21 protein-coding genes are annotated in these 25,647 nt (G+C 73.4%); 13 read left to right on the forward strand and 8 right to left on the reverse strand.

Annotation, left to right across the window (positions count from 1 at the left end):
- The first annotated feature begins 53 nt into the window (after positions 1 to 53).
- Positions 54 to 1,106 carry an ATP-binding cassette domain-containing protein gene (locus ACFZBB_RS00455; RefSeq protein WP_391116343.1) on the forward strand — a complete coding sequence of 351 codons (1,053 nt, stop codon included), beginning with the start codon at positions 54 to 56 and terminating at the stop codon, positions 1,104 to 1,106.
- Complete coding sequence (locus ACFZBB_RS00460; RefSeq protein WP_188280623.1) at positions 1,103 to 1,936, forward strand: ABC transporter permease; 834 nt, start codon at positions 1,103 to 1,105, stop codon at positions 1,934 to 1,936. Before ACFZBB_RS00455 ends, ACFZBB_RS00460 begins: the two co-directional genes overlap by 4 nt.
- A gap of 33 nt (positions 1,937 to 1,969) precedes the next feature.
- Here the strand turns inward: ACFZBB_RS00460 and ACFZBB_RS00465 are convergent, their stop codons facing one another.
- Entirely contained in the window at positions 1,970 to 5,767 is a 3,798-nt protein-coding gene (locus tag ACFZBB_RS00465; RefSeq protein ID WP_391116345.1) for a BTAD domain-containing putative transcriptional regulator, read from the reverse strand.
- Positions 5,768 to 6,110: 343 nt separating this feature from the next.
- Here ACFZBB_RS00465 and ACFZBB_RS00470 point away from each other — a divergent pair, with 343 nt between their 5' ends.
- Positions 6,111 to 6,902 (forward strand): site-2 protease family protein, encoded by a 792-nt coding sequence (locus ACFZBB_RS00470; RefSeq protein WP_391116347.1) that lies wholly within the window; start codon positions 6,111 to 6,113, stop codon positions 6,900 to 6,902.
- A 2-nt stretch (positions 6,903 to 6,904) separates the two neighbouring features.
- Here the strand turns inward: ACFZBB_RS00470 and ACFZBB_RS00475 are convergent, their stop codons facing one another.
- The 3 genes from ACFZBB_RS00475 to ACFZBB_RS00485 form a co-directional block, all read right to left on the reverse strand.
- Positions 6,905 to 7,108: a hypothetical protein gene (locus tag ACFZBB_RS00475; protein WP_391116349.1), complete on the reverse strand. Its 204-nt coding sequence runs from the start codon at positions 7,106 to 7,108 to the stop codon at positions 6,905 to 6,907.
- A 177-nt stretch (positions 7,109 to 7,285) separates the two neighbouring features.
- Complete coding sequence (gene npdG, locus ACFZBB_RS00480; RefSeq protein WP_355334512.1) at positions 7,286 to 7,999, reverse strand: NADPH-dependent F420 reductase; 714 nt, start codon at positions 7,997 to 7,999, stop codon at positions 7,286 to 7,288.
- Positions 7,986 to 8,438 carry a hypothetical protein gene (locus tag ACFZBB_RS00485; RefSeq protein WP_391116351.1) on the reverse strand — a complete coding sequence of 151 codons (453 nt, stop codon included), beginning with the start codon at positions 8,436 to 8,438 and terminating at the stop codon, positions 7,986 to 7,988. Before ACFZBB_RS00485 ends, npdG begins: the two co-directional genes overlap by 14 nt.
- A 750-nt stretch (positions 8,439 to 9,188) precedes the next feature.
- On the opposite strand from ACFZBB_RS00485, the gene ACFZBB_RS00490 reads away from it, so the two are divergent.
- Positions 9,189 to 10,463, forward strand: a complete 1,275-nt coding sequence (locus tag ACFZBB_RS00490; protein WP_391116353.1) for an MFS transporter — start codon at positions 9,189 to 9,191, stop codon at positions 10,461 to 10,463.
- 25 nt (positions 10,464 to 10,488) lie between these two features.
- On the opposite strand, the gene ACFZBB_RS00495 is transcribed toward ACFZBB_RS00490, so the two are convergent.
- Positions 10,489 to 10,746, reverse strand: coding sequence for a hypothetical protein (locus ACFZBB_RS00495; RefSeq protein WP_391116355.1), 258 nt, complete (start codon positions 10,744 to 10,746; stop codon positions 10,489 to 10,491).
- Between the two features lie 81 nt (positions 10,747 to 10,827).
- On the opposite strand from ACFZBB_RS00495, the gene map reads away from it, so the two are divergent.
- Positions 10,828 to 11,685: a type I methionyl aminopeptidase gene (gene map, locus ACFZBB_RS00500; RefSeq protein ID WP_391116357.1), complete on the forward strand. Its 858-nt coding sequence runs from the start codon at positions 10,828 to 10,830 to the stop codon at positions 11,683 to 11,685.
- Complete coding sequence (locus tag ACFZBB_RS00505) at positions 11,682 to 12,656, forward strand: hypothetical protein (RefSeq protein ID WP_391116359.1); 975 nt, start codon at positions 11,682 to 11,684, stop codon at positions 12,654 to 12,656. The genes map and ACFZBB_RS00505 overlap by 4 nt, the downstream gene beginning before the upstream one ends.
- Positions 12,657 to 12,675: 19 nt before the next feature.
- On the opposite strand, the gene ACFZBB_RS00510 is transcribed toward ACFZBB_RS00505, so the two are convergent.
- A complete protein-coding gene (locus ACFZBB_RS00510; protein WP_355334526.1) occupies positions 12,676 to 13,416 on the reverse strand; it encodes a bifunctional DNA primase/polymerase in 741 nt (246 codons plus the stop codon).
- A 221-nt stretch (positions 13,417 to 13,637) separates the two neighbouring features.
- On the opposite strand from ACFZBB_RS00510, the gene ACFZBB_RS00515 reads away from it, so the two are divergent.
- A complete protein-coding gene (locus ACFZBB_RS00515) occupies positions 13,638 to 14,336 on the forward strand; it encodes a biliverdin-producing heme oxygenase (RefSeq protein WP_391117439.1) in 699 nt (232 codons plus the stop codon).
- 139 nt (positions 14,337 to 14,475) lie between these two features.
- Here the strand turns inward: ACFZBB_RS00515 and ACFZBB_RS00520 are convergent, their stop codons facing one another.
- Both ACFZBB_RS00520 and ACFZBB_RS00525 read right to left on the reverse strand, forming a co-directional pair.
- Complete coding sequence (locus ACFZBB_RS00520) at positions 14,476 to 16,050, reverse strand: HtaA domain-containing protein (RefSeq protein ID WP_391116361.1); 1,575 nt, start codon at positions 16,048 to 16,050, stop codon at positions 14,476 to 14,478.
- 182 nt (positions 16,051 to 16,232) lie between these two features.
- Positions 16,233 to 17,723, reverse strand: coding sequence for an HtaA domain-containing protein (locus ACFZBB_RS00525; protein WP_391116363.1), 1,491 nt, complete (start codon positions 17,721 to 17,723; stop codon positions 16,233 to 16,235).
- A 561-nt stretch (positions 17,724 to 18,284) separates the two neighbouring features.
- Between ACFZBB_RS00525 and ACFZBB_RS00530 the strand changes: the two genes are divergently transcribed.
- The 6 genes from ACFZBB_RS00530 to corA all read left to right on the forward strand — a co-directional run bounded on the left by ACFZBB_RS00530 (position 18,285) and on the right by corA (position 25,592).
- Positions 18,285 to 19,325 (forward strand): ABC transporter substrate-binding protein, encoded by a 1,041-nt coding sequence (locus ACFZBB_RS00530; RefSeq protein WP_391116365.1) that lies wholly within the window; start codon positions 18,285 to 18,287, stop codon positions 19,323 to 19,325.
- An 8-nt stretch (positions 19,326 to 19,333) separates the two neighbouring features.
- On the forward strand, positions 19,334 to 20,590 hold the full coding sequence (locus ACFZBB_RS00535) for an iron chelate uptake ABC transporter family permease subunit (RefSeq protein WP_391116367.1): 1,257 nt from the start codon (positions 19,334 to 19,336) through the stop codon (positions 20,588 to 20,590).
- Complete coding sequence (locus ACFZBB_RS00540; protein WP_391116369.1) at positions 20,587 to 21,417, forward strand: heme ABC transporter ATP-binding protein; 831 nt, start codon at positions 20,587 to 20,589, stop codon at positions 21,415 to 21,417. The genes ACFZBB_RS00535 and ACFZBB_RS00540 overlap by 4 nt, the downstream gene beginning before the upstream one ends.
- 468 nt (positions 21,418 to 21,885) lie before the next feature.
- Complete coding sequence (gene ddaH / locus ACFZBB_RS00545; protein ID WP_391116371.1) at positions 21,886 to 22,707, forward strand: dimethylargininase; 822 nt, start codon at positions 21,886 to 21,888, stop codon at positions 22,705 to 22,707.
- A 147-nt stretch (positions 22,708 to 22,854) separates the two neighbouring features.
- Positions 22,855 to 24,432, forward strand: coding sequence for an FAD-dependent oxidoreductase (locus tag ACFZBB_RS00550; RefSeq protein WP_391116373.1), 1,578 nt, complete (start codon positions 22,855 to 22,857; stop codon positions 24,430 to 24,432).
- Positions 24,429 to 25,592: a magnesium/cobalt transporter CorA gene (gene corA / locus ACFZBB_RS00555; RefSeq protein ID WP_391116375.1), complete on the forward strand. Its 1,164-nt coding sequence runs from the start codon at positions 24,429 to 24,431 to the stop codon at positions 25,590 to 25,592. Before ACFZBB_RS00550 ends, corA begins: the two co-directional genes overlap by 4 nt.
- Positions 25,593 to 25,647 lie beyond the last annotated feature (55 nt).

Consider the following 25,647-nt stretch of genomic DNA (forward strand, 5'->3'; position numbering starts at 1 on the left):
GCTGTCGGCGCGATATCGGCGCGGTGTCAGCGGCACCCGCCATTGTTGTCGGCATGACGAAGCGACTGACTGACGGCGGCGGGCACTCCGCCGTAGAGGTACGGGGTCTGGTCAAGCACTACGGTGAGACCAAGGCCCTCGACGGGGTGGACCTCGATGTCCGCCAGGGCACCGTGCTCGGCGTGCTCGGCCCGAACGGAGCGGGCAAGACCACCCTGGTGCGCGTGCTGTCCACGCTGGTCCAGCCCGACGCGGGCTCGGCGTGGGTCGCCGGATACGACGTGCTCAAGCAGCCCCGGCAGCTCCGCCGGGTGATCGGCCTGACCGGCCAGTACGCCTCGGTGGACGAGAAGCTGTCCGGCCGGGAGAACCTGTACATGATCGGGCGGCTGCTCGACCTGTCCAGCAAGGACGCCAAGGCCCGCGCCAACGAGCTGCTGGAGCGTTTCTCGCTCACCGAGGCCGCCAAGCGCCCGGCCCAGGAGTACTCGGGCGGCATGCGCCGCCGCCTCGACCTGGCGGCCAGCATGATCGGCAACCCGGCGGTGCTCTACCTGGACGAGCCGACCACCGGTCTGGACCCCCGCACCCGTAACGAGGTGTGGGCCGAGGTCCAGCGGATGGTCTCCGAGGGCGCGACCGTCCTGCTCACCACCCAGTACATGGAGGAGGCCGAGCAGCTCGCCAACGAGCTGACGGTCATCGACCGCGGCCGGGTGATCGCCAACGGCCGGGTGGAGGAGCTGAAGGCGAAGGTCGGCGGGCGCACCCTGGTGATCCGGCCGAGCGAGCCCTCGATGGTGGCGGCGATGGCCGAGGCCATCTCCGGCGCCGGTCTCGACGGGGTGGCGGGCGCCACCGCCGACCGCGAGGACGGCGTGGTGAGCGTGCCGATCCTCAGCGACGAGCAACTGACCGCCGTGGTCGGCCTGCTGGGCACCCGCGGTTTCTCCATCGCGCACATCGGCACCCACCTGCCCAGCCTGGACGAGGTCTTCCTCGCCATCACCGGCAAGAAGTCCGACGACGGCGCGGGCCAGCCCGCCGCCCGGCCGGACGAGGACACCCGGATCGACGACAAGAACGAAGTGGAGGTCGCGGCATGAGCGCGGCTACGGCGACGGTCACCGCGCCCGCGAAGGCAGCGGCCACCGGCGAGGGACGGATCGGCCTGCGGGCCAACCTCCGGCACATCGGCGCGCTCGCGCGCCGCAACATGCTCCAGATCAAGCAGGACCCGGAGTCGATGTTCGACGCGGTCCTGATGCCCGTCATCTTCACCCTGCTGTTCGTGTACGTCTTCGGCGGCGCGGTGGCGGGCAAGGGCAACCAGCAGGAGTACGTGAACTACGTGATCCCCGGCCTGATGGCCATGATGGGCATGAACATCTCCATGGCCGTCGGCAGCGGGGTCAACGACGACTTCCGCAAGGGGGTCATGGACCGCTTCCGCACGATGCCGATCGCGCGGTCCTCGGTGCTCATCGCGAAGATCGTCGTCGAGATGGGCCGGATGATGATCGCCATCGCGATCCTGCTGGGCATGGGCTTCGCGCTCGGCCTGTCCATCCACACCGATGTCCTGCACCTGTTCGGGGCGATCGCCCTGTCGGCGGTGTTCGGCGCCTCCCTGATGTGGATCTTCATCCTGCTGGGCCTCGCCATGAAGACGCCCCAGGCGGTCCAGGGCGTCGCGATGCTGGTGCTGATGCCGCTTCAGTTCGGCAGCTCGATCTTCGCGCCGCCGACCACCATGCCCGGCTGGCTGGAGGGCTTCACCAAGGTCAACCCGCTGTCCAACCTGGCCGACGCGGCCCGCGGGCTGATCAACGGCGGCTCGGTCACCCACCCGGTGCTGATCACCCTGGCCTGGTCGGTCGGCATCACCGCGGTGACGATGCCGCTGGCGGTGGCGCGCTTCCGCAAGAAGACCTGACCCGGCCGCCGGGCCACCCCGTACCGGTTCGCTTCAGTCCACGTCACGCATGAGAGCGACGGCCTCCTCCAGGGTGAGGCCGTCGCTCTCCGCGTGCGCGGCCTCGTACCCGGCGTCGGTGAGCATCTCCCGCAGCCGGCCCTCCGCCTGCTCCATGTCCTGCCGCTCGGCCGGGGCCATCACGGACGGCCGCAGGCGGCCGTTGGCGTTGAGCAGCGCCACCGCGCGGCGCGCCCTGCGCAGCGCACGCTCCTGGTCGGCGCCGTCCGCGGTGGCGAGCATCGTCAGCAGTTCCACCACTCCGGGCGAGAGCATGATCGCCAGCCGAGGGGTGATGACGGTGGCCAGCGGGTGGCGACTGAGCTCCGCGACACCGTCGTCGATCAGCCGCAGCCCGGTCTCCGGGTCACCGGCTCGGCCGATCAGGGAGCCGCGCATGGCGTGCAACAGCCCCTTGATGAAGCCGGGCACACCGTTGGCGTGGCGGATCGTCGCGTCGAGGGCGTCGTCGATCAGCTCCAGCGCCTCGTCGAGCCTGCCGCGGCGGCTGAGCACCTGGGCGAGCAGCACCCGGCCGAAGAAGCCCGCGCCCTCGCTGGCCGCCGCGTACTTGTCGGCGTCCGCGACCCCCTCGCGCAGCAGCCGCTCGCCCTCGTCCTCCTCGCCCGAGTTGAACAGCGCCTCGCCCATCCGGACGGTGAGCACCGGTACGTGCTGGTGGGAGCCGATCTTGCGGGCCAGCGCGATGCCGTCGCGGCAGCATTGCGCGGCGCGCGCCCACTCACCTCCGTTGGAGGCCGCCTCCGCCTCGGCGGACAGCGTCTCCGCGGTGCCCCACTCGTCGCCGAGCCGCTGGAAGAGCCCGCGGCTCTCCGCGATGTCGGCCAGCGCGTCGGCGAGCCGTTCACTGATGTCGTTGTTGATCTTGGCGCGCAGTTGCAGCGCGAAGGCCAGCTCCCACTGCCGCCCGTGGACGCGGCAGCTCTCCACGGTCTCGTCCATCAGCGGGCCGAGCCGGGAGAAGTCGCCGGAGAAGAAGGCGCCGTAGGGCCGCAGGATGCCGGGGAAGCGGGCGGACTGCGGCAGATGCGGCGGGTAAGTCTCTATCAGCGCGCGGCCGATACGGGCCAGCTTCGGGTGCTCCCACCAGTCGGTCTCGCCCTGCATGGACGCCATGTCCTCGATCCGCACCCAGCGCCTGGCCTCCAGCAGCCGCTCGCCCTCCAGCGGCGGCGGATCGTCCAGCGGGCCGCGGTCCAGCGGTTCGAGGGCGGGCGGCGTCTCGAACGGGTCGGGGCCCATCGCGGCCACCGCCGCGGGCCAATGACGGCGCTCCGACTGGTAGTTGCGGACCTCCCAGAACCAGCAGCAGCTCAGCACCAGCAGCAGCGCCTCCTGCTCGTCGCCGGTCTCCACCGCCCGGCGCAGCGCGACCCGCAGATTCTCGTGCTCGCGCTCCAGCCGTTCCAGCCATACGAGTTGGCCCACGCCCTCCTCGCCCGCGACCCGGTGCTGGCCGCGCCCCGCGCCGCGCAGCATCGGGTCGGCGGTGCGCACGTACTCCCTGAAGTACGTGAGATGCCGCCGCTCGACGGCCGCGCGCTCGCCGGACTCCTCCAGCCGCTCGGTCGCGTACTCCGAGATCGTCTCCAGCATCCGGTGGCGTACGCCGTCGTCGGTGAGGTCGGCCAGCACGAGGGACTTGTCGACCAGGGAGGCGAGCAGGGCTGCGGCGTCGAGGGCGTCGATGCGGACGCCGTCGCAGGCGCCGTCCGCCGCTTTTGCCGGGCCGGCTTCCGCGGGGTCGGTCCCTTCGGGGTCCGGGCAGATCGCCTCGACGGCCTCCAGGGTCCAGCCGCCGTGGAAGACGGCCAGGCGGCGGAGCAGGACGCGTTCGGCCGGGTCCAGCAGGTCCCAGCTCCAGTCCACGACGGCGCGCAGCGTCTGCTGGCGGGGCAGCAGCGTACGGCTGCCGCCGGTCAGGAGGCGGAAGCGGTCGTCGAGACGGTCGGCGAGCTGGCGCGGCGAGAGGCTGCGCAGCCGGGCCGCGGCCAGCTCGATGGCCAGCGGCAGCCCGTCCAGGCGGCGGCACAGCTCGGCGCAGGCCACCGGGTCCTCGTCCACCGAGAAGCCGGGCCTGGCCGCCGCGCCCCGGTCGGCGAGCAGCCGCAGCGCCGTCGGGTCCGGCAGCGGGTCCAGCGGCCGTACCAACTCGCCCGGCACGCCCAGGGGTTCGCGGCTGGTGGCGAGCACCGAGACGCCCGGGCAGTGCGCGAGGAGCTGTTCGGTCAGGGCCGCGGCGGCGCCGATCACGTGCTCGCAGTTGTCCAGCACCAGCAGCAGCTCGCGGCTCGCGCAGTAGTCGGCGAGCTGCCGCGCCGGGTCCTTGGTCTTGGTCTCGACGGACAGCGCGGCCTCGGTGGCGCTGCCGGAGTGCAGCAGCGTCTCGCGCAGCCCCAGCGAGCTGATCACCGCCTCGGGCACCGTCCGCGGATCGCTGACCGGCGCCAGTTCGACGTACCAGACGCCGTCCTTCCAGCGCTGCGCCACCAGGTCACCGGCCTCCTGCGACAGCCGCGTCTTGCCCGTACCGCCGGGTCCGGTGAGCGTGACGAGCCGGGCGCGCGACAGGTCGCCGCGCACCGCGGCCAGGTCGGCCTCGCGGCCGACGAAGCTGGTCAGCCGCGCGCGGGCGTTCCCCGGTACGGGCCGGGCCCCGCCCGGAAAGGCCGCGCCCCGACGCCCGACGGCACCGCCGTCAGCCGCCTCGCCCCCGGCGGCGCCCATGACGGCCCCGCCGGGGCCGTACTCGGCCGGGCCGCCCGGCCCGTCTCCGCCCTGCCAGCCTCCACCGATGCCGGGACGGGTCCGGGCGGATCCGCCCGGGCCGTATCCGGCCGGGCCGCCCGGCCCGTGTCCGCCGGAAGCGGGTCCGGTCCGGTGGTCCCGGCCGTCCTGTCCGTGATCGCCCGGGCGTTGGCCGGGGGCCGCGGTCGGGTCGCGGGTGTCGGATCCGGGGGTGGGCGGGCGGGTGCCGCGGGCGCGGCTCGGCGCCCTTCCGGCCGCGGAACCGCCCGGGCCGGGCGGATTCCCCCCGACCGGACGGTCACCCGGCGGGTTCAGCAGTTCCGCGTGCAGGGCGCGCAGTTCGGGGCTGGGGTCGGCGCCGAGCTGGTCGGCGAGGTCACGGCGGACCGACTCGTACGCGGCCAGGGCGTCCGCGGTACGGCCCGCGGCGCGCAGGGCGCGGATGTGGAGGGCGCGCAGCGGCTCGTCCAGGGGGTGCGCGGCGGCCAGCTCCGCCAGCTCGGGGAGGATCGGGCCGGCCCTGCCGAGGGCCAGTTCCGCGGTGAGCCGCTGCCGCTGGGCGTCCCTGCGCAGCGCCTCGCTGCGGACGGCGGCCGTACCCCGGTCGGGCAGGTCCGCGAGCGCGGCCCCGCGCCACAGCGCGAGCGCGTCGCCGAGCAGGCCGGCGGCTTTGACCGGGTCGCCGTCGGCCAGCGCCCGCGCCCCCTCGTCGGCCAGCCGCTCGAACCGGTAGAGGTCCACGTCCTCGGGCGTCGCCTCCAGCCGGTAGCCGCCGTCGACCGAGCCGACCGCGTCATGGCCGATGGCCCGGCGCAGCCGACCGATCAGCGCTTGCAGCGCGCCGGTCGCCCCGGCGGGCGGGTCGCCGTCCCACACCTCGTCGATGAGCGCGTCCGCGCCGATCACCCGGCCGGGCCGCAGTGCGAGCGCCGTCAGCAGCGCGCGCAGCCGACCGCCCGCCAGCGCGGCGGGCGTGCCGTCGTCGCGCAGAGCCTGAGTGGTGCCGAGAATCGCGTATCGCACGGCCCCATTGTTACGGAGCCCGCACGGTCACCGCGCCCCGGTCGGCCCCGGCCCGCCCGCGGCGGCGACGGCGTACGGTCCACGGAGGGGCGGAGGCGTGGCGTCCGCTCACGCGCCTGCGTACAGCGGTGGCCCGGCGTGACGCGGCGCTGGAACCTGGTCACGCCGCCGGACGTTTCCCGGGCACGGCCTGTGTCGTTTCCGTCCCGGATGGCATGATCGGGCGGCTGCCTCAGGCCGCGTCCGTCCCCACCACCGTCAGTCCCCCCACAGTCGGGCCGCCGAGCCCGCGCACGACCTCCCGTAGCCTCAGCGCCCCACCGCCCACGCCAGGAGCCCGTCCATGAGCGTCACATCGATCCGCAGGGCCGACCGTCGCGGCGGCAGCGACCGGAGGATCAGCCCGATCTTCCTCGCCATCGTCGCGGTGATGGCCGTGTCCGGCTGGGCGGTGTGGAGCCAGTTCGCCTCCGACCACGGCTTCGCGGTCTTCCTGTTCGTGGTGTCCGGCTGGGTCGTCTCCCTGTGCCTGCACGAATACGCGCACGCCCGCAGCGCCCTGCACAGCGGTGACATCTCCATCGGCGCCAAGGGCTATCTGACCCTCAACCCGCTGAAGTACACGCACGCGCTGCTGTCCATCGTGCTGCCGGTGGTCTTCGTGATCCTGGGCGGCATCGGCCTGCCCGGCGGCGCCGTCTTCATCGAGCGCGGCCGGATCCAGGGGCGCTGGCGGCACAGCCTGATCTCGGCGGCGGGCCCGCTGGTCAACGTCGCCTTCGCGGTGCTGCTGATGCTGCCGTTCGCGCTCGGCGCGCTGGACTCCTGGCCGACCGAGTTCCTGTGCGCGCTCGCCTTCCTGGCCATGCTCCAGGTGACCGCCGCGATCCTGAACCTGCTGCCGGTCCCGGGCCTGGACGGCTACGGCATCATCGAGCCGTGGCTCTCGCCCGCCGCCCGCCGCCAGTTCGAGCCCTTCTCACAGTTCGGCCTGCTGGCGGTCTTCGGTGTGCTGTGGATCCCGGCGGTGAACGTGAAGTTCTTCCACGCCATCGACACGGTGATGGGCTGGCTGCACGTGCCGCGCGACTACGTGGACTACGGCTACACGCTGTTCCAGTTCTGGCGGAAGTGACGTCAGCTCTGCGGCCGGCCCGTCGCGTCGGCGGCAGCGGCGGCGTCCATCTTCGCCTTGCGGAAGTAGTACCAGCACATGTTGCTGGTCAGCCCGGCGAGCAGCACCCACACGATGCCCAGGAAGCTGCCGTGCGCGAAGGACACCACCGCGGCGGCGACGGCGAGCAGGCACGCGATGAGGGCGTAGAGGGCGAGGCGGGGCATGGGGTGCGGCTCCTGTCCGGGCGGACGCGTACGGTCGTCCGCCATTGTCCCCCATGCCCCCGACCGCTCGGGACGCGAGCCGTACGTCTCGGACGTACGGCTCGCGTGTACCGGCTCGCGTGGCTGGCTGGCTCGCGTGGCTGGCTCGGATGCGGCGCGGCTACGGCTCGATGCGGCTCAGACGTCGGTGAGGCGCAGGCCCGCGTGGGCCTTGTAACGGCGGTTGACCGAGATGAGGTTGGCGACCAGCGACTCGACCTGGTGGGCGTTGCGCAGCCGGCCCGCGAAGACACCGCGCATGCCGGGGATACGGGCGGCGAGCGCCTGGACGATGTCGGTGTCGGCGCGGGCCTCGCCGAGAACCATCACATCGGTGTCGATCTCCGCGATCTCCGGGTCCTGGAGCAGCACCGCCGACAGGTGATGGAAGGCGGCGGTGACCCGCGAGTCCGGGAGCAGGGCGGCGGCCTGCTGGGCGGCGCTGCCCTCGTCGGGCTTGAGGGCGTACGCGCCCTGCTTGTCGAAACCGAGCGGGTTGACGCAGTCCACGACGAGCTTGCCCGCCAGTTCCTCGCGCAGTGACTCCAGGGTCTTGGCGTGGCCGTCCCACGGCACCGCGACGATCACGATGTCGCTGCGGCGGGCGCACTCCGCGTTGTCCGCGCCCTCGACGCCGAGGCCGAGTTCAGCGGCGGCGGTCTGCGCGCGCTCGGCGTTGCGGGAGCCGATGACGACCTTCTGCCCCGACCTGGCCAGCCGGTAGGCGAGCCCGCGGCCCTGGTCACCGGTGCCGCCGAGCACTCCCACCACCAGGCCCGACACGTCGGGCAGCTCCCAGGGGTCCTTGGCCGGTGCCTTGGCCGGGGTCTTCACGTCCTCAGGGGTAGTCATACCGGCGATCCTGCCAGGTGCGGGCGGTGTTCGACGGTGTTCGGTGGCGCGGATCACTCCGGGGGCGGAAGGATGCCGTGCCATGGACGCCGTACGGGTCGCGCTGCTGCGCGAAGTGCTCGCCGGAACGGAGTGGCCGCGCGCCGCCCGGGCCTTCGGCGGGACCCTCAGAACCGCGGTGCAGCGCGGGCCGGGACCGCTGTTGCTCGTCGGCACCGACGCGTACGAGCCGTGGCACCTCGCCGCGCACCTCGACGACGAGGCCGCCTGGAGCGGGGTGCCCGAACTCTCCCCCACGCTCCTGCGGTTCCGCGTGCCGCCGGGCGCGCCGCCGCATCTCGCCGTCGGTCTGCGACGGCTGGCCGCCGCCGCTCGCGGCGAGACCGTGCTGCTCGTCGCCCCCGACCGGCCGGGAGCCGGCATCCTCGAACGCGTCCACGACGCCAGGCGCTCCGGTGCCACCGTCCTCGCCCTCTCCGCCTCCCCGGAGGGTCACCCTTTCGACGGCCTCGCCCACGACGTACTGAGCCTTCCCTCCCCCGAGGCGCCCGCGCTCTCCCTCGACGTCCTCCAGCACCTTGTCAGCTCCGCTGCGGGTGAGGCCACGGCCCCTCGCCGCCCCCCTTTCCGCGACCCCCTCTCCCGCCTGGCCGACCACCTCTCCACCCCACCCCCCCCGCTGGTAACCCCCACCCCGTTCACGACACGGGGCACACCGTCTCTCGCCCGGGCGGCGAGCCGATCTTTTAGGGGCGCGGGGAACTGCGCGACAAGCCACCACGCTCCCTCACGTCACCACCCGCCCCGGCGGGGCAGATCGGTCGTCCCCGGACCACCGGCCGGTGGGCGGGTTGCCCGCGCAGTTCCTCCCCCGGCCTTCGGCCGGGAGGTGCCCCCAGCGCCCCTGACGGGGCGACCGTCCTCCGCCCGGGCGGCGAGCCGATCTTTTTTAGGGGCGCGGGGAACTGCGCGACAAGCCACCACGCTCCCTCACGTCACCACCCGCCCCGGCGGGGCAGTTCGGTGGTCCCCGGACCACCGGCCGGTGGGGGCGGGCCGGGCGGGTCTTCCGCTGGGAAAAAGGCTTTGCGGGGGGAGCTCGCGGCAGGGAGCATCGCCTCACGTGACAGTGACCGTGGCCGACGACCCGCCACCCCCGCGGAAGCGGAAGAGGGCGTTGCTCCCCGACATGACGCCGTGGCGAACCTCGGCGGACTTCCGGAGAATGTGGCTGGCGGGAGCCATCACGACGTTCGGTAGCTTCCTGACGTTCGTGGCGCTGCCGGTGCAGATCAAGGAGCTGACGGGCTCGGCCGTCGCGGTGGGAGCGATCGGCGCGGTGGAACTGCTGCCGCTGATCGTGTTCGGGCTGTACGGCGGGGCGCTCGCGGACGCGATGGACCGGAAGCTGCTGATCAACGCGACCGAGGCGGCGCAGGGCCTGCTGGCGGTGGGGCTGCTGGTCAACACGGTGGTGCCGCACCCGGTGGTGTGGCCGCTCTACGTGGTGGCGGCGCTGTCGAGCGCGCTGACGGGACTCCAGCGGCCGGCCCTGGACGCGATCGTGCCCAGGATCGTCCAGCGCGACCAACTCGCCGCCGCTGCGGCGCTCAACGCGCTGCGCTGGCAGGTCGGGGCCATCGCGGGCCCGTCCGTCGCGGGCCTGGTGATCGCGTACGCGGGCCTTTCGTGGGCGTACGCGGCCGACGCGGCGACCTTCGCGCTCTCCGTCGCGCTCGGCCTGGGGCTGAGCCGTTCACCGGCCGCGCACGACGCGAAGCCGCCGTCGCTGCGCTCGATCGCGGAGGGCGCGCGCTACGCGTGGAGTCGCAAGGAACTCCTCGGCACGTACGCGATCGACCTGGCGGCGATGTTCTTCGCGTACCCGGCGGCGATCTTCCCGTTCCTCGCGGACGACCTGCACGCGCCGTGGTCGCTCGGCCTGATGTACGCGGCCGGGTCGGTCGGCTCCCTGGCGGTCAGCCTGACCAGCGGCTGGACCACCCGGATCCACCGGCACGGCCGGATGGTCGTGTACGCGGCCGTGGGCTGGGGCCTGGCCATGGCCGCGGCGGGCTGGACGGGCCGGATCTGGCTGGTGCTGCTGTGCCTGGCGGCGGCGGGCGGCTGCGACATGATCAGCGGCGTCGGCCGCTCCACGATGTGGAATCAGACGATCCCCGACGAGCTGCGCGGACGCCTGGCGGGGATCGAGCTGCTGTCGTACTCGGTCGGCCCGCAGCTCGGTCAGCTCCGCAGCGGCGGCGTGGCCGCCCTCACCACCGCCCGTACCTCCGTCTGGACCGGCGGTGTCGCGTGCGCGGCGGCGGTCGTCGCCCTGGCCGCCGCTCTCCCGAAGCTGATGTCGTACGACGCGCGGCAGCACCCGGCGGCGGGGACGGAGAGCGGGGCGGGAAGCGGGGCGGAAGGCGGTACGGAAACGGCACCCGCGACCGCGTCCTGACGACCGGCTCCGCCCGACTGCTCCGTCAGGAGCCCCCCGGCCTGTCGTTCCCGGCGTCCTGACCGTCACCGTCGGCGGTGTCGTGCCACTTCGGGTCGGTGTCCCACTGGAGATTGCGCTCGGCGGCGGTGTCCATCGCCCGCTGCGCCTCCTCGCGGGTGGGGTAGGGGCCGAAGCGGTCCTTGGCGGGGCATTCGGGCCCCTCCTCGACCTTGTGGTGCTCGAGGCAGTAGAACCATTCGCCGGGCTTTCCGGCCGGCTTCTTCGCCCTGAACAGCGCCATGATCGTCTCCTGTGGTCGGGGGTGCCGCGGGTGGCCGCCTGCGGCCATGTTCCCCGATCGGGCGCGGATACACTCGTCGGCATGTCTGGTCAGTCGCTGCTCGTTCCCGGCAAGCTCTCCCCCACCCGGCACGTGCCGGCCTCGATCCCGCGCCCCGAGTACGTGGGCAAGCCGGGGCCGACGCCGTACACCGGGCCCGAGGTGCAGGACGCGGAGACGGTCGAGAAGATGCGGACCGCCTCGCGGATCGCGGCGCGCGCGATGGAGGAGGCCGCGAAGGCCATCGCTCCGGGGGTGACGACCGACGAGCTGGACCGGATCGCGCACGCGTACATGGTGGACCATCAGGCGTACCCCTCGGACCTGGGCTACCGCGGCTTCCCCAAGTCGCTGTGCACGTCGGTGAACGAGGTGATCTGCCACGGCATCCCGGACTCGACGGTGCTGCGCGACGGCGACATCGTGAACCTGGACGTGACCGCGTTCATCCACGGGGTGCACGGGGACTGCAACGCCACGTACTTCGTGGGGGACGTCGCCGAGGAGTCGCGGCTGCTGGTGGAGCGCACACGGGAGTCGCTCGACCGGGCGATCAAGGCGGTACGTCCCGGGCGGCAGATCAATGTGATCGGCCGGGTCATCGAGTCGTACGCGAAGCGCTTCGGGTACGGCGTGGTGCGGGACTTCACCGGGCACGGCATCCACACCGCGTTCCACTCGGGGCTGATCATCCCGCACTACGACGACCCGCGGGCGACGACGGTGATGCGGCCCGGCATGACGTTCACCATCGAGCCGATGCTGACGCTGGGCACGCACGAGTACGACATGTGGGACGACGGCTGGACCGTGGTCACCAAGGACCGCAAGCGCACCGCCCAGTTCGAGCACACGCTGGTGGTCACGGCGGACGGCGCGGAGGTGCTGACCCTGCCATGAACCGTCGGAGCCTGTGTCTGGCGGCGGCGGCGACCGCGCTGGCGGTGCCGTTGGCCGGTTGTGTCACCGTGCACGGTGAGCGCGCGGACATCGCGTCGGTACGGCCCGCGGAGGCGGCCGAGGTGCTGGCGAATTTCGCGAAGGTCAACAACGCGGCGACGAAGGCGTACGACGAGTCGCTGGTCGCCGAGATCGAGTCGGGCGCGCTGGGCGCCATCGACGAGGCGGGGGTGCGGGCCAAGCACGCCAACCACCCCGAGGGCAACGCGTCGTTCACGCCGCTGGCCTTCTCCGACTCGCGCTTCCTGGTGCCGAGGCAGCGCGGCTGGCCGAAGTTCTTCGTGGCGGACACCGCGACCAACCGCGGCGGCGACTCGCGGTGGCTGCTGGTCTTCCGCCGGTTCACCGCGGGCGACCCGTGGAAGGCGTCCTTCCTGGCCGTCATGGCACCGGACGCGCTGCCCGCCCTCGCCACCGACAAGGACGGTCTGGCCGAGGCGTTGCCGGCCGGGGGCACCGATCTGCTCGTGCAGCCGGGCCGGTTGAGCACGGCGTACACCTCGTATCTCCAACAGGCCCCCGCCGCACCGGCGTTCGCCGACGGTCCGGCGACCTCCGAGCTGCTGGCCGGGCGCGAGAAGAACCGGCGTACGGCCAACTCCGTGACGCAGTACGCCGATCAGCCCGCCGACGGCGGCGACTTCACCCCGGTCGCGCTGCGTACCAGGTCCGGCGGCGCGCTCGTGCTGTTCGCCAGTCGCCATCAGACCCGCGCCACGTACCGCGAGGGCTACCAGCTCAGCATCGACCAGGACACCAAGGCCCTGATGACCGGCACCCCCCGCACATCCGTCACCCTCTCCCGTATGTCCCAGCAGGCCGCCACGGTCCCCGCCCGCGGCGCGGGACCGGACGCGAAAACGGCCGTCCTCAGCCGCCTGGCGGGCCTGGTCTCGGCGACGGGCGCGTAGGGGCTCAGCGGGGGCGGGCTCAGCGCGTGCGGGCGACCGGTTCCGGCTCGGGTTCGTAGGCGAACTGGGCGCAGGCGTCGGTGAGGATGTCGAGGACGGGGAGCGGGTCGGGCAGCGGGAGGTCGGGGCCGAGATCGGGGAGCCAGACGACCGTGCCGCCGGAGGGCAGCCGGGCCGGGGGCAGCAGCACATAGCTGCCGCGGCAGTGCCAGCGGATGCCCGGGTGCTCGTCGGCGGTCTCGGGATTGCAGTCAAGGGCGCAGGGCCACCACTCGTCCTCGTCGGCGGGTGTGCCGCGGGTGGCGGTGAAGAACAGCATCCGGTCCTCGCCCTGGAGGGCGACCGGGCCGATGGTGGCGCCGTCGGCGGTCAGCCGTTCCAGCGCGACGCGGCCCGCTTCCGCGGGGACGTCGAGGACATCGTGGTTGAGCCCGGTGGCGGTGATGAAGTTGGCGAGCGGCTGGCCGCTGAGCCACTGGGCGACCCGCTGCGGGTCGGTGCTCGCCTGGGTCTGCCACGCCTGCGAGACGGGGTGCACACCGGGGATGTGACAGCCGATCCGGTCGCAGGAACAGCCGAAGCCCTCGGGGTGCACGGCCGGTGCGACGGGATACGAGGCGGCGACGGCCGCCTGGATCAGCTCGTCACGGCGCAGGTCGTCGGCGGCAGCGGCGGCTGCCGCCCTGGCCGCCCGGCTGTTGCCCGAAGCGCTCTCCGTACGGCGGCGCAACCAGTCGGACACCCTGCTCTTGCCTGCCATCGGGCTCCTTTCCTCGCCACTCCCGTCCCGCGGACCACGGTACGCGGACGGTGGAGCACATCCTCCCTCTTGCCAGGAATGAACACCCACCCGGGGTGGAAGTGTTCCCATGGCGGCCGTTTCCGACATCATGTCGGCAACCTATTGACTTAGGTAAGCCTAAGTTGGGAGGATCGAGGTCGGCGCACAGCCTTGACCAGGAGGTTCCTTTGACCACGTCGATTCCGTCGGCCACTTCGGACACGTCGGCCACTGCGGACGCACCGTCCGCCGCATCCCCCTTCTCCGCCGTGATCCGCGCCGCGACCCGGGCCCAGCACCAGGAGGCGCACGACTCGACCTTCATGGACGACCTGCTCGGGGGGCGGCTCGGCGTGGACGCGTACGCGCGCTACACCGAGCAGCTCTGGTTCGTCTACCGGGCGCTGGAGGAGGGCGCGCACCTGCTGGCCGACGACTCGGTGGCCGCGCCCTTCACCCGCACCGAGCTGCTGCGCGTCGCCTCCCTCGAACAGGACCTCGACCACCTGCTCGGCGAGGGCTGGAAGGACCGCGCGACCGCGCTGCCCGCCACCGCCCGGTATGCGGCCCGGGTGGCCGAGGTCGCCCGCGAGTGGCCCGCCGGTTATGTCGCGCACCACTACACCCGCTACCTCGGCGACCTCTCCGGCGGCCAGGTCGTCCGCGGTGTCGCGGAGAAGACCTGGGGCTTCGCCCGCAAGGGCGACGGTGTCCGCTTCTACGTCTTCGAGGGCATCGACAACCCGGCCGCCTTCAAGCGCGAGTACCGCGAACTGCTGGACGGCCTCGCGGTCGACGACCTGGAGAAGCAGCGGGTGGTCGAGGAGTGCAGGACCGCCTTCGCGCTGAACATCGCGGTCTTCCGTGAGCTGGGGGACGCCTTCCCGCTCTCCGCGTGAGGGCGCACTGTCCGTACGACATCCGCGAAGCCGGGCGGCCCACCTGAACTCATGGTGGGCCGCCCGGCTTTCGGCTGTGTCTGAGGTCTTCGCGTCGGACGGTGCCGCGTCAGACGTCTTCGCGTCAGGCGTTGTTGCGTCAGACGTTGTTGCGGCGGCGGGCCACGGTGACGGTCGCGGCGGCGCCGGTCACCAGCAGGGCGCCCGCGGCGGCGAGCAGAGCGGCGGACGGGGTGCCGGAGCCGGTGGAGGCCAGCTCGCCGTCGGTGGTGAAGCCGTTGCCGGTGCCGCCGACCGTGCTGCCGGAACCGCCGGTCGTACCGCCGCTGGTGGAGCCGCCCGTCGTACCGCCGTCGGAGGAACCGGCCGACGAACCGGCCGACGAACCGGCCGACGGGCTCGGCGAACCGGTCGGCAGCGTGGCGCTGTCGTCCAGCGAGACGGCGACCGTCACCGGGTCGAGGGCGTCGCCCGCCTTGTAGAAGCCGCTGAACGCCTTCGCGCCGTCCTCGGTGAGCACGGCGGAGGCGCCGGAGACCGTGACGACGTCGCCGTCGGCGGTCGGCGCGACACCGCTCAGGGTGGCCACGGCGATGCCCTTGTAGTCGGTGACCTTGCCCGAGGTCATGTCCTTGGCTGACACGTCGGCGGTGAGGGTGCCGGTGGCGCCCTTGGTGGCCACCGCGAAGTTGCCGAACTTCAGGTCGAGCGCGTACGTGCCCTGCTGGAGGTGGCCGAGGAAACGGACACCCCCGGAGAAGGAGGCGTTGAGGGTCTTGGTGTCGGCGTCGTAGGTGCCGGCGCCCTTGGGGAAGCGGTAGCCGGAGGCGGTGCCGGTGGCGCCGTCGGTGAGCTCCACCTTGCCGTCGGCGATCGGTCCCGTGACGTAGGAGCGGAAGGACTGCTTGACGCCCCAGTCGAGGTTGCCGTCCACGACGGCGGCGGGCCCGCCGGGCGCGGTCGTGGTGGGCGTGGCGGTCGGCTCGCCCGTGGGCTCACCGGTGGGCTCGCCGGTCGGCGGGTTCGTGGTCGGGGCGGTGGTCGGCGGCGTGGTGGGGGCCGTGGTCGGCGGGGTGGTGGGCGGCGTCGTCGTCGGGGCGGCGCCCGGAGTGACGGACAGGTCGGCGGCGTCCAGCGCCGTACCGGGCTGGTACATGCCGTTGAAGGCGCTCGACCCGTCGGCGGTCAGCGTGGCCGGGATGCCGTTGAAGGTCATCGCGCCGCCCGCGCCGCCACCGGGCCTGACGTTCGCCAGGTCGAGCGTGGCGAATTCCACGTCGTTCGACGTGCTGCCCGCGGCGGTCACATCGGCGGTGATCTTGCCGGTGGTGCCGACGGTGACGACCTTGAGGTCGGCCAGCTTGATGTCGAAGCCGTGCAGCGTGGACGCGAACTCGACGCTGCCGTCGAAGCCGACGGTCACGCCGTGCGTCGAAGTGTCGTACGAGCCTTCGCCGTTGGTGAAGTGGAAGGTGCCGTTGGAGTTGGCGGTCGCGCCGTCCGCGGTGGTGATGGTGCCCCCCGCGGGGCCGGTCACGTACGAGCGGAACGACTGCTTGACGCCCCAGTCGAAGGTGCCGCCGGTGAGCGGTACGGCCGGGGACGACGGCGAGTCGGCGGCGGCGAACGCCGGGACCAGCAGGGCGGTGGCCGCCCCCGCGGTGGCGGTGGCTATGGCCAGGGCGAGCGCGCGGGAGCTGAGGCTGGCGGTCATGGGGTGGTGTGCTCCTTGTGTTCCTCGGAAGGTGGTGCTCGGTGCGGTGGTGCCCGGTGCGGGCATGCGGCCGTACGGAGGACGTACGGGCCCTGCGGCCGCACGGTGCGTGCGGCCGTACGCGTCCTGCTGTGCTGCGATTCGAGCGGGTGGTGCGAGGTGCGGGGGGAGGTGACGCGCCGTCAGCCACCGTCTCCGGTACGGCGCTTGCGCCGTACGACGGTGAAGACGACCGCCGCCGCGGCGACGACCGCGGCCGAACCGCCGGCCAGCAGGCCGACCGGCGCGCCGCCGTGCGAGCTGTCCGCGGCGGGTGCGGTGCGCGGCGCGGCGGGTGCGGTGCTCGGCGCCGGGGACGCCGCCGGGGTGGCGGACGCCGTGGGGTCGGAGCCGATGTCGGGCAGCGCGGGCAGGGCCGCCGCCTTGTCGAGGGCGACGGAGAGGGTGAGCGGGTCCATCGAAGTACCCGCGGTGTAGAGGCCGTTGAACGCCGTGGCGCCCTGCGCCGTCAGCGTGGTCGGGACCTCGGTCAGGGAGATCAGGCCGTTCTTCGGCGCGAGCGCGGCGGGCGCGGCGAAGGTGATGAACGGCTCGCCGTCCGCGTACAACGTGCCCTTGCCGTCGGCGACCGTGACGCGGACCGCGCTGATCGACAGGTCGAGCCCGTACGTGCCGTCCGCCGCCTTCATCCCGACGAAGCGCACCGTCCCGCCGAACCGGGCGTCCAGCGAGTGGTGCGAGGCGTTGTACGTGCCGCGGCCCGCGCCGAAGCGGAACAGGGCGCCGCCGTCCCGCGCGCCGCCGGCCACCGTCCAGCGGCCCTTGGCGATGTCGCCGGTCACGTACTCGCGGAAGGTGCGGCGTACGCCCCAGTCGGCGGCGGCGTCAACGACCGTGCCGGGCACGGTCGTCGAGGTGGCGGTCGGCTTCCCCGACGCCTTGTCGCTCGCGCCGCCGGTCGGGGTCCGCGGCGGGGCGGTGGTCGGTGAGGCGGGTGCGCGCAGGTCGACCGAGAGGCTGACCGGGTCGAGCGGGGTGCCGGTGGTGTAGTAGCCCGCGAAGGCGCGGGCGCCCTGCGAGGTGAGGGTGGCCGGGATGCCGCTGAGGGTGATCTGCGACCCGGTGACCCCACGGGTGTTGACGCCGCCGACGGCGAGCGAGGCGAGCGGCAGCTGGGCGGTGGTGGTGACCCGACCGGTGTTCTTGTCCTTGCTGCGCATGTCGGCGTAGAGGGTGCCGTGGCCGCCGGAGATCTTGACGGTGGGACGGCTGACGGTGAGGTCGAGTTGATAGGCGCCGCTCGCCTGCCGGTGCCCCAGGAAGTGGACGCCGCCCGCGAAGGCGGCGGTCAGCGCGCCGCTGCCCGGATCGTACGAGCCCCGCGCCGAAGGGAAGCGGAACTGGTTGCTGCCGAAGGTGCCCGCGCCGCCGGTCATCGCCCAACTGCCTTTCGCGATGGGCCCGGTGACATAGCTCTGGAACGACGCCTTGATTCCCCAGTCCAGCCGTCCCCCGGCGACCGTACGGCTCGTCGCGGCGTCCGCCCTTGACGCGGGCAGCACCGCGGTCAGCGCGGTCAGCGCGACCGCGCCGAGCAGCGCGGTGCTCACGGCCGTGAGAGAGACGGCCCAGCCGCCGATACGGCGCACGCGGGCATGACGGAACAGCGGCATGGACCCCTCCAGGACTGGCGAATTAAGGTAAGGCTAACCTAAGCTAATCACCGACCGGCGGGAACCCTCCCGCGACGTCGCCGAACGCGCTGGCGCGCGGGCACAGCGGCATCACGACGTGACGGCACCACGGCAAGGGGCGGGATGGCAGTGCGAACAGGTTCCGAACGACGTCCCGACCGAGCGGATGCCGAGCCGCATGCCGCGGGCCTCCCGGGCACGGCCTCGCAGGCCGGGCGCTTCCTGGGCGTCTCGGACGCCGACACTCCGCAACGCAGCCGTGCCCAGGCCGACTTGGGCGATCGCACCGCGCCGGAACCCACCCGTTCACCGGCCGCCCGTTCACAACCGACCGCCGTCCGGACCGCCCCGGAAGCCGACGCGTCACACACCCCCCGTTCGTCTGCCGCCCGTTCACAACCGACCGCCGTCCGAGCCGCCCCGGATCTCGCCGCGTCACACACCCCCCGTTCGTCTGCCGCCCGTTCACAACCGACCGCCGTCCGAGCCGCCCCGGAAGCCGACGCCTCGGGGCGCGGTCGCTCGCGGCGCCGCGCTCCCGTGCCGCGGAACGCGTGCGCCGCGCAGGGCGTGGCGTTTTCGCTGCTCGGCGGCCTGCTGGCGCTCGCGCTCACCGCGTGCGGCGGCTCGGCGGGGAAGGCGGGGCCGTCCGCGAGCGGTTCGGGGGCGACGTCGAGCGCGAGCGGAACCGCGGACGCCGACCGGATCGAACCGCTGGCCGGTGCGGCGCCCGTGCCCGTACTGCCCGCCACCGTCACCTCGGCGGACGGCCGGAAGGTCACCGTCACCGCCGCCGACCGGATCGTGCCGCTCACCGGCGGGCTGTCCGAGATCGTCTTCACGCTGGGCCTCGGCAAGAACGTCGTCGCGCGCGACATCACGGCGACCTTCGCGCAGGCGGCGAAGCTGCCGGTGGTGACCCGCGCCCACGACGTCTCCGCCGAGGGCGTCCTGTCCCTGCACCCCACCCTCGTCCTCGCCGAGGACACCACAGGCCCGGCCGAGGCGATCCGCCAGATCCGCGACGCGGGCGTCCCGCTCGTCGTCGTCAGGACGGCGACCTCGCTCGACGACGTGGGCCCGCGGATCGACGCCGTGGCCGCCGCGCTCGGCGTGAAGGCCGCGGGTGACACACTGCGCGCGCGTACGGCGCAGCGGATCGACGCCGTCCGCGCGACGATTCCGAGCACGGCCGACAAGCCGCGCGTCGCCTTCCTCTACCTGCGCGGCACCGCGTCGGTCTACCTGATCGGCGGGCGCGGCTCCGGCGCCGACTCCCTCATCGCGGCGGCGGGCGGCGTCGACGCCGGGACCGCCTCCGGCCTCGACAAGGACTTCACCCCCATCACCAGCGAGGCCCTGGTGAAGGCCGCGCCCGACGTCATCCTCGTCATGACCAAGGGGCTCGACTCCGTCGGCGGGGTCAGCGGCCTCGAAAAGGTCCCGGGCGTCGCCCAGACCCCCGCCGGTCTCGACCACCGCGTCGTCGCCATCGACGACGGCACCCTCCTCAACTTCGGCCCCCGCACCGACTCCGTCCTGCGCCGGCTCACCACCGGCATCCACCAAAAGGCCCGGTGACCCGGCCCATGACGACCACGGCCTCCCCGAACGAAGAACACACGGCGCCCACCGGGACGGACGACGACACCCAGCCGACCACGACTCCGGCTCCCGCTCGGGACGTCGGCCCAGGAGCCCAGGACTCCGTACCGGCGCACGATGAGGCGGCGCATACGAAAACGGGGCCCAAGGAAACAAACAGGCCCGCGGGGATCGCGCACGACGGGCCGCGGCCGACCGGCCGTCAGGCCAACCGGCGTGGCCGGGCAACCGTGTTGATCGGGGTGCTGGCCGCGGGGCTGGTCGTGCTGAGCGTCGTGTCGGCCGGGATCGGGGCGTACGGGATTCCGGCGGAGGACGTGCTGGCGTCGGTGGCGCACCGCTGCGGGCTCGGGGGCCACCGGCTGGACCGGGTGGCGGAGTCGGTGCTGTGGGACGTACGGCTGCCGCGCATCGTGCTGGCGCTGCTGGTCGGCGGCTCGCTGGGGTGCGCGGGGGCGCTGATGCAGGGCGTGTTCGGGAATCCGCTGGCCGAGCCGGGGGTGATCGGGATCTCGTCCGGCGCCGCGGTCGGCGCCGTCGGGTCGATCGCGCTCGGCCTGACCTTCGCGGGCACCTGGTCGGTGACGGTGTGCGCCTTCGTCGCCGGGCTGCTGACCGTCCTCGTCGTGTACGGCCTGTCCCGGTCCGGCGGCCGGACGGAGGTCGTCACCCTCGTCCTCACCGGCATCGCGGTGAACGCCTTCGCGGGCGCCCTCATCGGCCTGTTCGTCTTCTTCGCGGACAACTCGCAGCTCACCCAGATCACCTTCTGGCAGCTCGGTTCGCTGGCCCAGGCGAGCTGGCCGAAGGTGCTCGCGGTGCTGCCCTGCGCGCTGGCCGGTCTCGCCGTGGCGCCGTTCTTCTCCCGCCGCCTGGACCTGCTGGCGCTCGGCGAACGCCAGGCCAAGCACCTCGGCGTGGACGTCGAACGGATGCGGATCGCGGTGATCCTGATCGTGGCGCTGCTGACGGCCGCGGCCGTCGCGGTCGCGGGGATCGTCGCCTTCGTCGGGCTCGTCGTACCGCACCTGCTGCGGATGGCCGCGGGGCCGGGACACCGTTTCCTGGTGCCGGGCAGCGCCCTCGGCGGCGCGCTCGTCCTGGTCGCGGCCGACCTCGCCGCCCGTACGCTCGCCTCGCCCGCGGAGCTGCCGCTGGGTGTGCTGACCGCCCTCGTCGGCAGCCCGTTCTTCTTCTGGCTGCTGCGCAGGACCCGCGGCCGGCAGGGGGGTTGGGCATGAGGCCGCTCGCGGTACGACGCCGCGCCCGTACGTCCCTCCCGCCGCCGCCCGCCCCCGGCGACGTCCTGGCCGAGGCCGACGACCTGGTCGTACGGCTCGGCGGGCGCCCCGTGCTCGACGGTGTCGGCCTCGCCGTCCACGCGGGCGAAGTGCTCGCCCTGGTCGGGCCCAACGGCGCGGGCAAGTCCACGCTGCTGGGGGCGCTGGCCGGTGACGTGCCCGCCGACTCCGGTGAGGTGCGCGTCGGCGGCGCGCCCCTCGGCCGCTGGACCGCCCGTCAGCTCGCCCTGCGCCGGGCCGTGCTCCCCCAGTCCTCGCCGCTCGCCTTCCCCTTCACCGCCGGCGAGGTCGTACGGATGGGGCGCGCGCCGTGGGCCGGGACCGTCCTCGCCCACGAGGACGAGGCCGCCGTGGCGGCGGCCATGCGCGCCACCGAGGTCACGGGCTTCGCCGAGCGGGCCTATCCCGCGCTCTCGGGCGGCGAGCGCGCCCGCGTCGCGCTCGCGCGGGTGCTCGCCCAACGCGCGCCGCTGCTTCTGCTCGACGAGCCGACCGCCGCCCTTGACCTTCATCACCAGGAGCTCGTCCTGCGCGTCTGCCGCGAGCAGGCCGCTCTCGGGCGCGGGGTCGTCGTCGTCCTCCACGACCTCGGTCTCGCCGCCGCCCATGCCGACCGCGTCGCCATCCTGTCCTCCGGCCGCGTCACGGCCAACGGTTCGCCTGCGGCGGTGCTCACCGCCGAACGGCTCTCCGCCGTCTACCGCCACCCCGTCGAAGTCCTCCCCCACCCCCGCGGCGGCGCTCCGCTGATCCTCCCCCACCGCTGAGCCCCCCCACCCACCGGGACCGGTGGTGACCTGCGGAAGCGCCGTGGCTTGTCGCGCAGTTCCCCGCGCCCCTCAAAAGACCGGCTCACCGCCCCGACGAAAGACGGTCGCCCCGCCAGGGGCGCCGGGGGCACCTCCCGGCCGAAGGCCGGGGGAGGAACCGCGCGGCCCGCCCCCACCGGGCCGGTGGTCCGAACCCAACCGAACTGCCCCACCGGGCCGGTGGTGACCTGCGGCAGCGTCGTGCAGCGCCCCGAAAGACACGCCCTGCGTGGAGGAACCGTACGGGGGGTCGCGCACCCGGAGGGGCGCCCACCTCCGCGAGGCGCGGGGAAAGGGGGTGACCCTTTGGGGAACTTGGTGGTGCGGGACCCCAGCGGGAGGCGCAGAATCGGGGCGTACGTACGAACTCCGGGGGGCCGACCGTCCGCCGGAGGCGGCCCTTCACCACCCCCCGAGGAGCCCTCTTTGCGCACTGCGACACCCCGCCGGTACCTGATGTGTCCACCGGCGCACTTCCGAGTGACGTACTCGATCAACCCGTGGATGGACCCGACGAAGCCGGTGGACCCGGCACTGGCCCTGTTCCAGTGGGAGGACCTGCGCGACAGGTACCGGGCGCTGGGCCACACCGTGGAGCTGCTGGACGCGGTGGAGGATCTGCCGGACATGGTGTTCGCGGCGAACGGCGCGACCGTCGTGGACGGGAAAGTGCTGGGCGCGAGGTTCGCGAACCCCGAGCGCGAGGCCGAGGCCCCGGCGCACCTGGCGTGGTTCAGGAGCAACGGCTTTCCCGATCCGCGCGAGCCGGTGCACATCAACGAGGCGGAGGGCGACTTCGCGGTCACGGCGACGTGGATCCTGGCGGGCCAGGGCTTCCGGAGCAGCCCGCTGTCGCACTCGGAGGCGCAGGAGTTCTTCGGCCGTCCGGTGATCGGCCTGGAGCTGACCGACCCGCGCTACTACCACCTGGACACGGCGCTGGCCGTGCTCGACGACGCGCGGGACGAGATCATGTACTACCCCGGCGCATTCTCCCCCGGCAGCCGCGCCGTGCTGGCCCGGCTGTTCCCCGACGCGCTGCTGGCGACGGCGCAGGACGCCGCCGCGCTCGGCCTCAACGCGGTCAGCGACGGCCGCAACGTCCTGCTGCCGCGTACCGCCACCGGCCTGCTCGGGCCGTTGCGCGACCGGGGCTTCGAGCCGGTCCCCGTGGACATGTCGGAGCTGCACAAGGCCGGCGGCAGCGTGAAGTGCTGCACGATGGAGCTGCGCCCGGCCGTCGACTGACCGGCGCGTGGCACGAGCCCGCGCAAGCCACGCCGCAGGTCCTCCCGGCCGGGGGCCTCGGCGTGGTGCCGGCTCGGCCGCCGACCGGCTGAACCGCCCGGTCCCGACCGCGCCCTGCCGTGCGCCGCCGCGTCATAGGGTGCGGGAATGGACGTTTCGAGCGGGGCACGGCATGACGTGGTGATCGTCGGCGGCGGCCACAACGGGCTGGTCGCCGCCGCCTATCTGGCCCGCGCGGGCCGCCGGGTGCTGCTGCTCGAGCGGCTGCCCGCGACGGGCGGCGCGGCCGTGTCGACCCGGGCCTTCGCCGGGGTGGACGCGCGGCTGTCGCGCTACTCCTACCTGGTGAGCCTGCTGCCCGCGCGGATCACCGACGAGCTGGGGCTGCGGTTCGCGGTGCGCCGCCGCCGGATCTCCTCGTACACCCCGCGCGGCACCGGCGGCCTGCTGGTGGACGCGGGCGACGCGGCCCGTACCCGGGAGCAGTTCGCCGCGCTGACCGGCGACGACCGGGACTTCGAGGCGTGGCAGCGGTTCTACGCGATGACCGGGCGGGTCGCGGAGGCGGTGTTCCCGACGCTGACCGAGCCGCTGCCCTCGCGGGCCGCGCTGGAGAGCGCGATCGGCGACTCCGCGGCCTGGGAGGCGCTGTTCGAGCGGCCCCTGGGCGAGACGGTGGAGGCGGCCTTCGCGGACGACCTGGTGCGGGGCGTGGTCCTCACCGACGCGCTGATCGGCACCTTCACGCACGCCCACGACCCGTCGCTGCGGCAGAACCGCTGTTTCCTCTACCACGTGATCGGCGGCGGGACAGGCGACTGGGACGTGCCGGTGGGCGGGATGGGCGCGTTCACCGACGCGCTGGCGGACGCGGCCCGCGCGGCGGGCGCCGAGATCGTCACCGGCGCCGAGGTCACGGGCATCGCGGCGGACGGCGTACGCGCGGAGGTGACGTACGAGCGCGACGGGCGGCAGGAGACGGTCGGGGCGCGTGACGTGCTGGTCAACGCGGCGCCGCACACGCTGGCCGGGCTGCTGGGCGAGGCGGCGCCGGGGCCGGCCCCCGAGGGCGCGCAGCTCAAGGTCAACATGCTGCTGCGCAGGCTGCCGCGGCTGCGCGACACCTCGGTGGACCCGCGCGAGGCGTTCGCCGGGACCTTCCACATCGCCGAGGGCTACGAGCAGTTGGCGACCGCGTACGAGCAGGCCGCAGCGGGGCGGCTGCCGGACGCGCCGCCGTCGGAGATCTACTGCCACAGCCTGACCGACCCGTCGATCCTCTCGCCGGAACTGGCCGGGCGGGGCGTCCACACGCTGACCCTGTTCGGACTGCACACGCCCGCGCGGCTGTTCGCGGCGGACCCGGCGGGGGCGAAGGACGCGCTGCTGGAGGCGACTCTGGCGCAGCTCGACGCGGTGCTCGCCGAGCCGCTGGCGGACTGCCTGCTGCTGGACGGCGACGGCAGGCCGTGTCTGGAGGCGAAGTCGCCGCTGGACCTGGAGCGCGAAGTGGGCCTGCCCGGCGGCCACATCTTCCACCGCGACCTGTCGTGGCCGTACGCCGCACCGGACGCGGATCAGGTGACGTACGCCACAGGCCGCTGGGGCGTCGGAACCCCGCATGAGAACGTCTTCCTCTGCGGCGCGGGCGCGGCCCGCGGCGGCGGTGTGAGCGGCGTTCCCGGGCACAACGCGGCCATGGCGGTACTGGAGAAGGCACGATGACCACCGACGAACGCGGCATCACCCCTGGTCGGCATCTGGACCCGCGGTTGATCGACCCCAGGCGGCTCGCCCGCCGCACGGGCGGCCGCAGGCAGTGGCGGCGCGGCGGCACCTGGCACACCCTCGGCGAGGACGGCACGGTGCCCGAGCAGCGGCGCTGCACCGCGGACGTTGTGGTCGACTGCGCGGTGTACGCGGACGGCTCGCGGGTGGCGTCGCTGCCGCCGCGCGAGGCGCTGGCGGAGGCCAGGAAGCACACCGGCGGCTTCGCCTGGATCGGGCTGCACGAACCGGAGGCGGAGCATCTGACCGAGATCGCCGAGGTGTTCGGGCTGCATCCGCTGGCGGTCGAGGACGCGGTGACCGCGCACCAGCGGCCCAAGCTGGAGCGGTACGGCGACTCGCTGTTCATGGTGGTCAAGACGATCGTCTTCGTCGAGCACGAGAAGCTGACCGCGACCAGCGAGGTGGTCGACACCGGTGAGCTGATGATCTTCCTCGGCGCGGACTTCGTCGTGGTGGTACGGCACGGCAGCGCGCCGGGGCTGACCCGCGTACGGCACGCCCTCGAAAGCAGCCCGGAGATGCTGGCGCACGGCCCCTCGGCGGTCCTGCACGCCATCGTCGACCAGGTCGTGGACGACTACCTGGACGTGGCCGACGAGGTCGAGCTGGACGTGGACGACCTGGAGGCCGACGTCTTCGCCGACTCGCACCACGACGACGCCGAGCGGATCTACCAGCTCAAGCGGGAGCTCATCGAGTTCAAGCGGGCCGTGCACCCGATGGCCAGGCCCTTGCAGCGGCTGAGCGAGGAGCCGGACCGGCTCATCGGCGCCGAGGTCGCCCGCTATCTGCGCGACGTCGCCGACCACCTGACCCACGTCCGCGAGCGGTTGGTGGGCTACGGCGAGCTGGTCGACGGTCTGCTGGCGGCCAATCTCAGCCAACTCGCCGTGCAACAGAACGTCGACATGCGGCGGATCAGCGCGGGCGCCGCGATCCTCGCCGTCCCGACGATGATCGCGGGCTTCTACGGCATGAACTTCGACCACATGCCCGAGCTGCGCTGGTCCTTCGGCTACCCGCTGATGGTGGGCGTGATGGCCACGCTGTCCTTCCTGTGCTACCGCGCCTTCCACCGCTACGGCTGGCTGTAGGGCCCTAGGCGTGTCGTGTGGATCTCCCCGGCGTCCCGGCGCCCGGCACGACAAG

Source organism: Streptomyces sp. NPDC008139, from assembly GCF_042957025.1.
Taxonomy (GTDB): Bacteria; Actinomycetota; Actinomycetes; order Streptomycetales; family Streptomycetaceae; genus Actinacidiphila.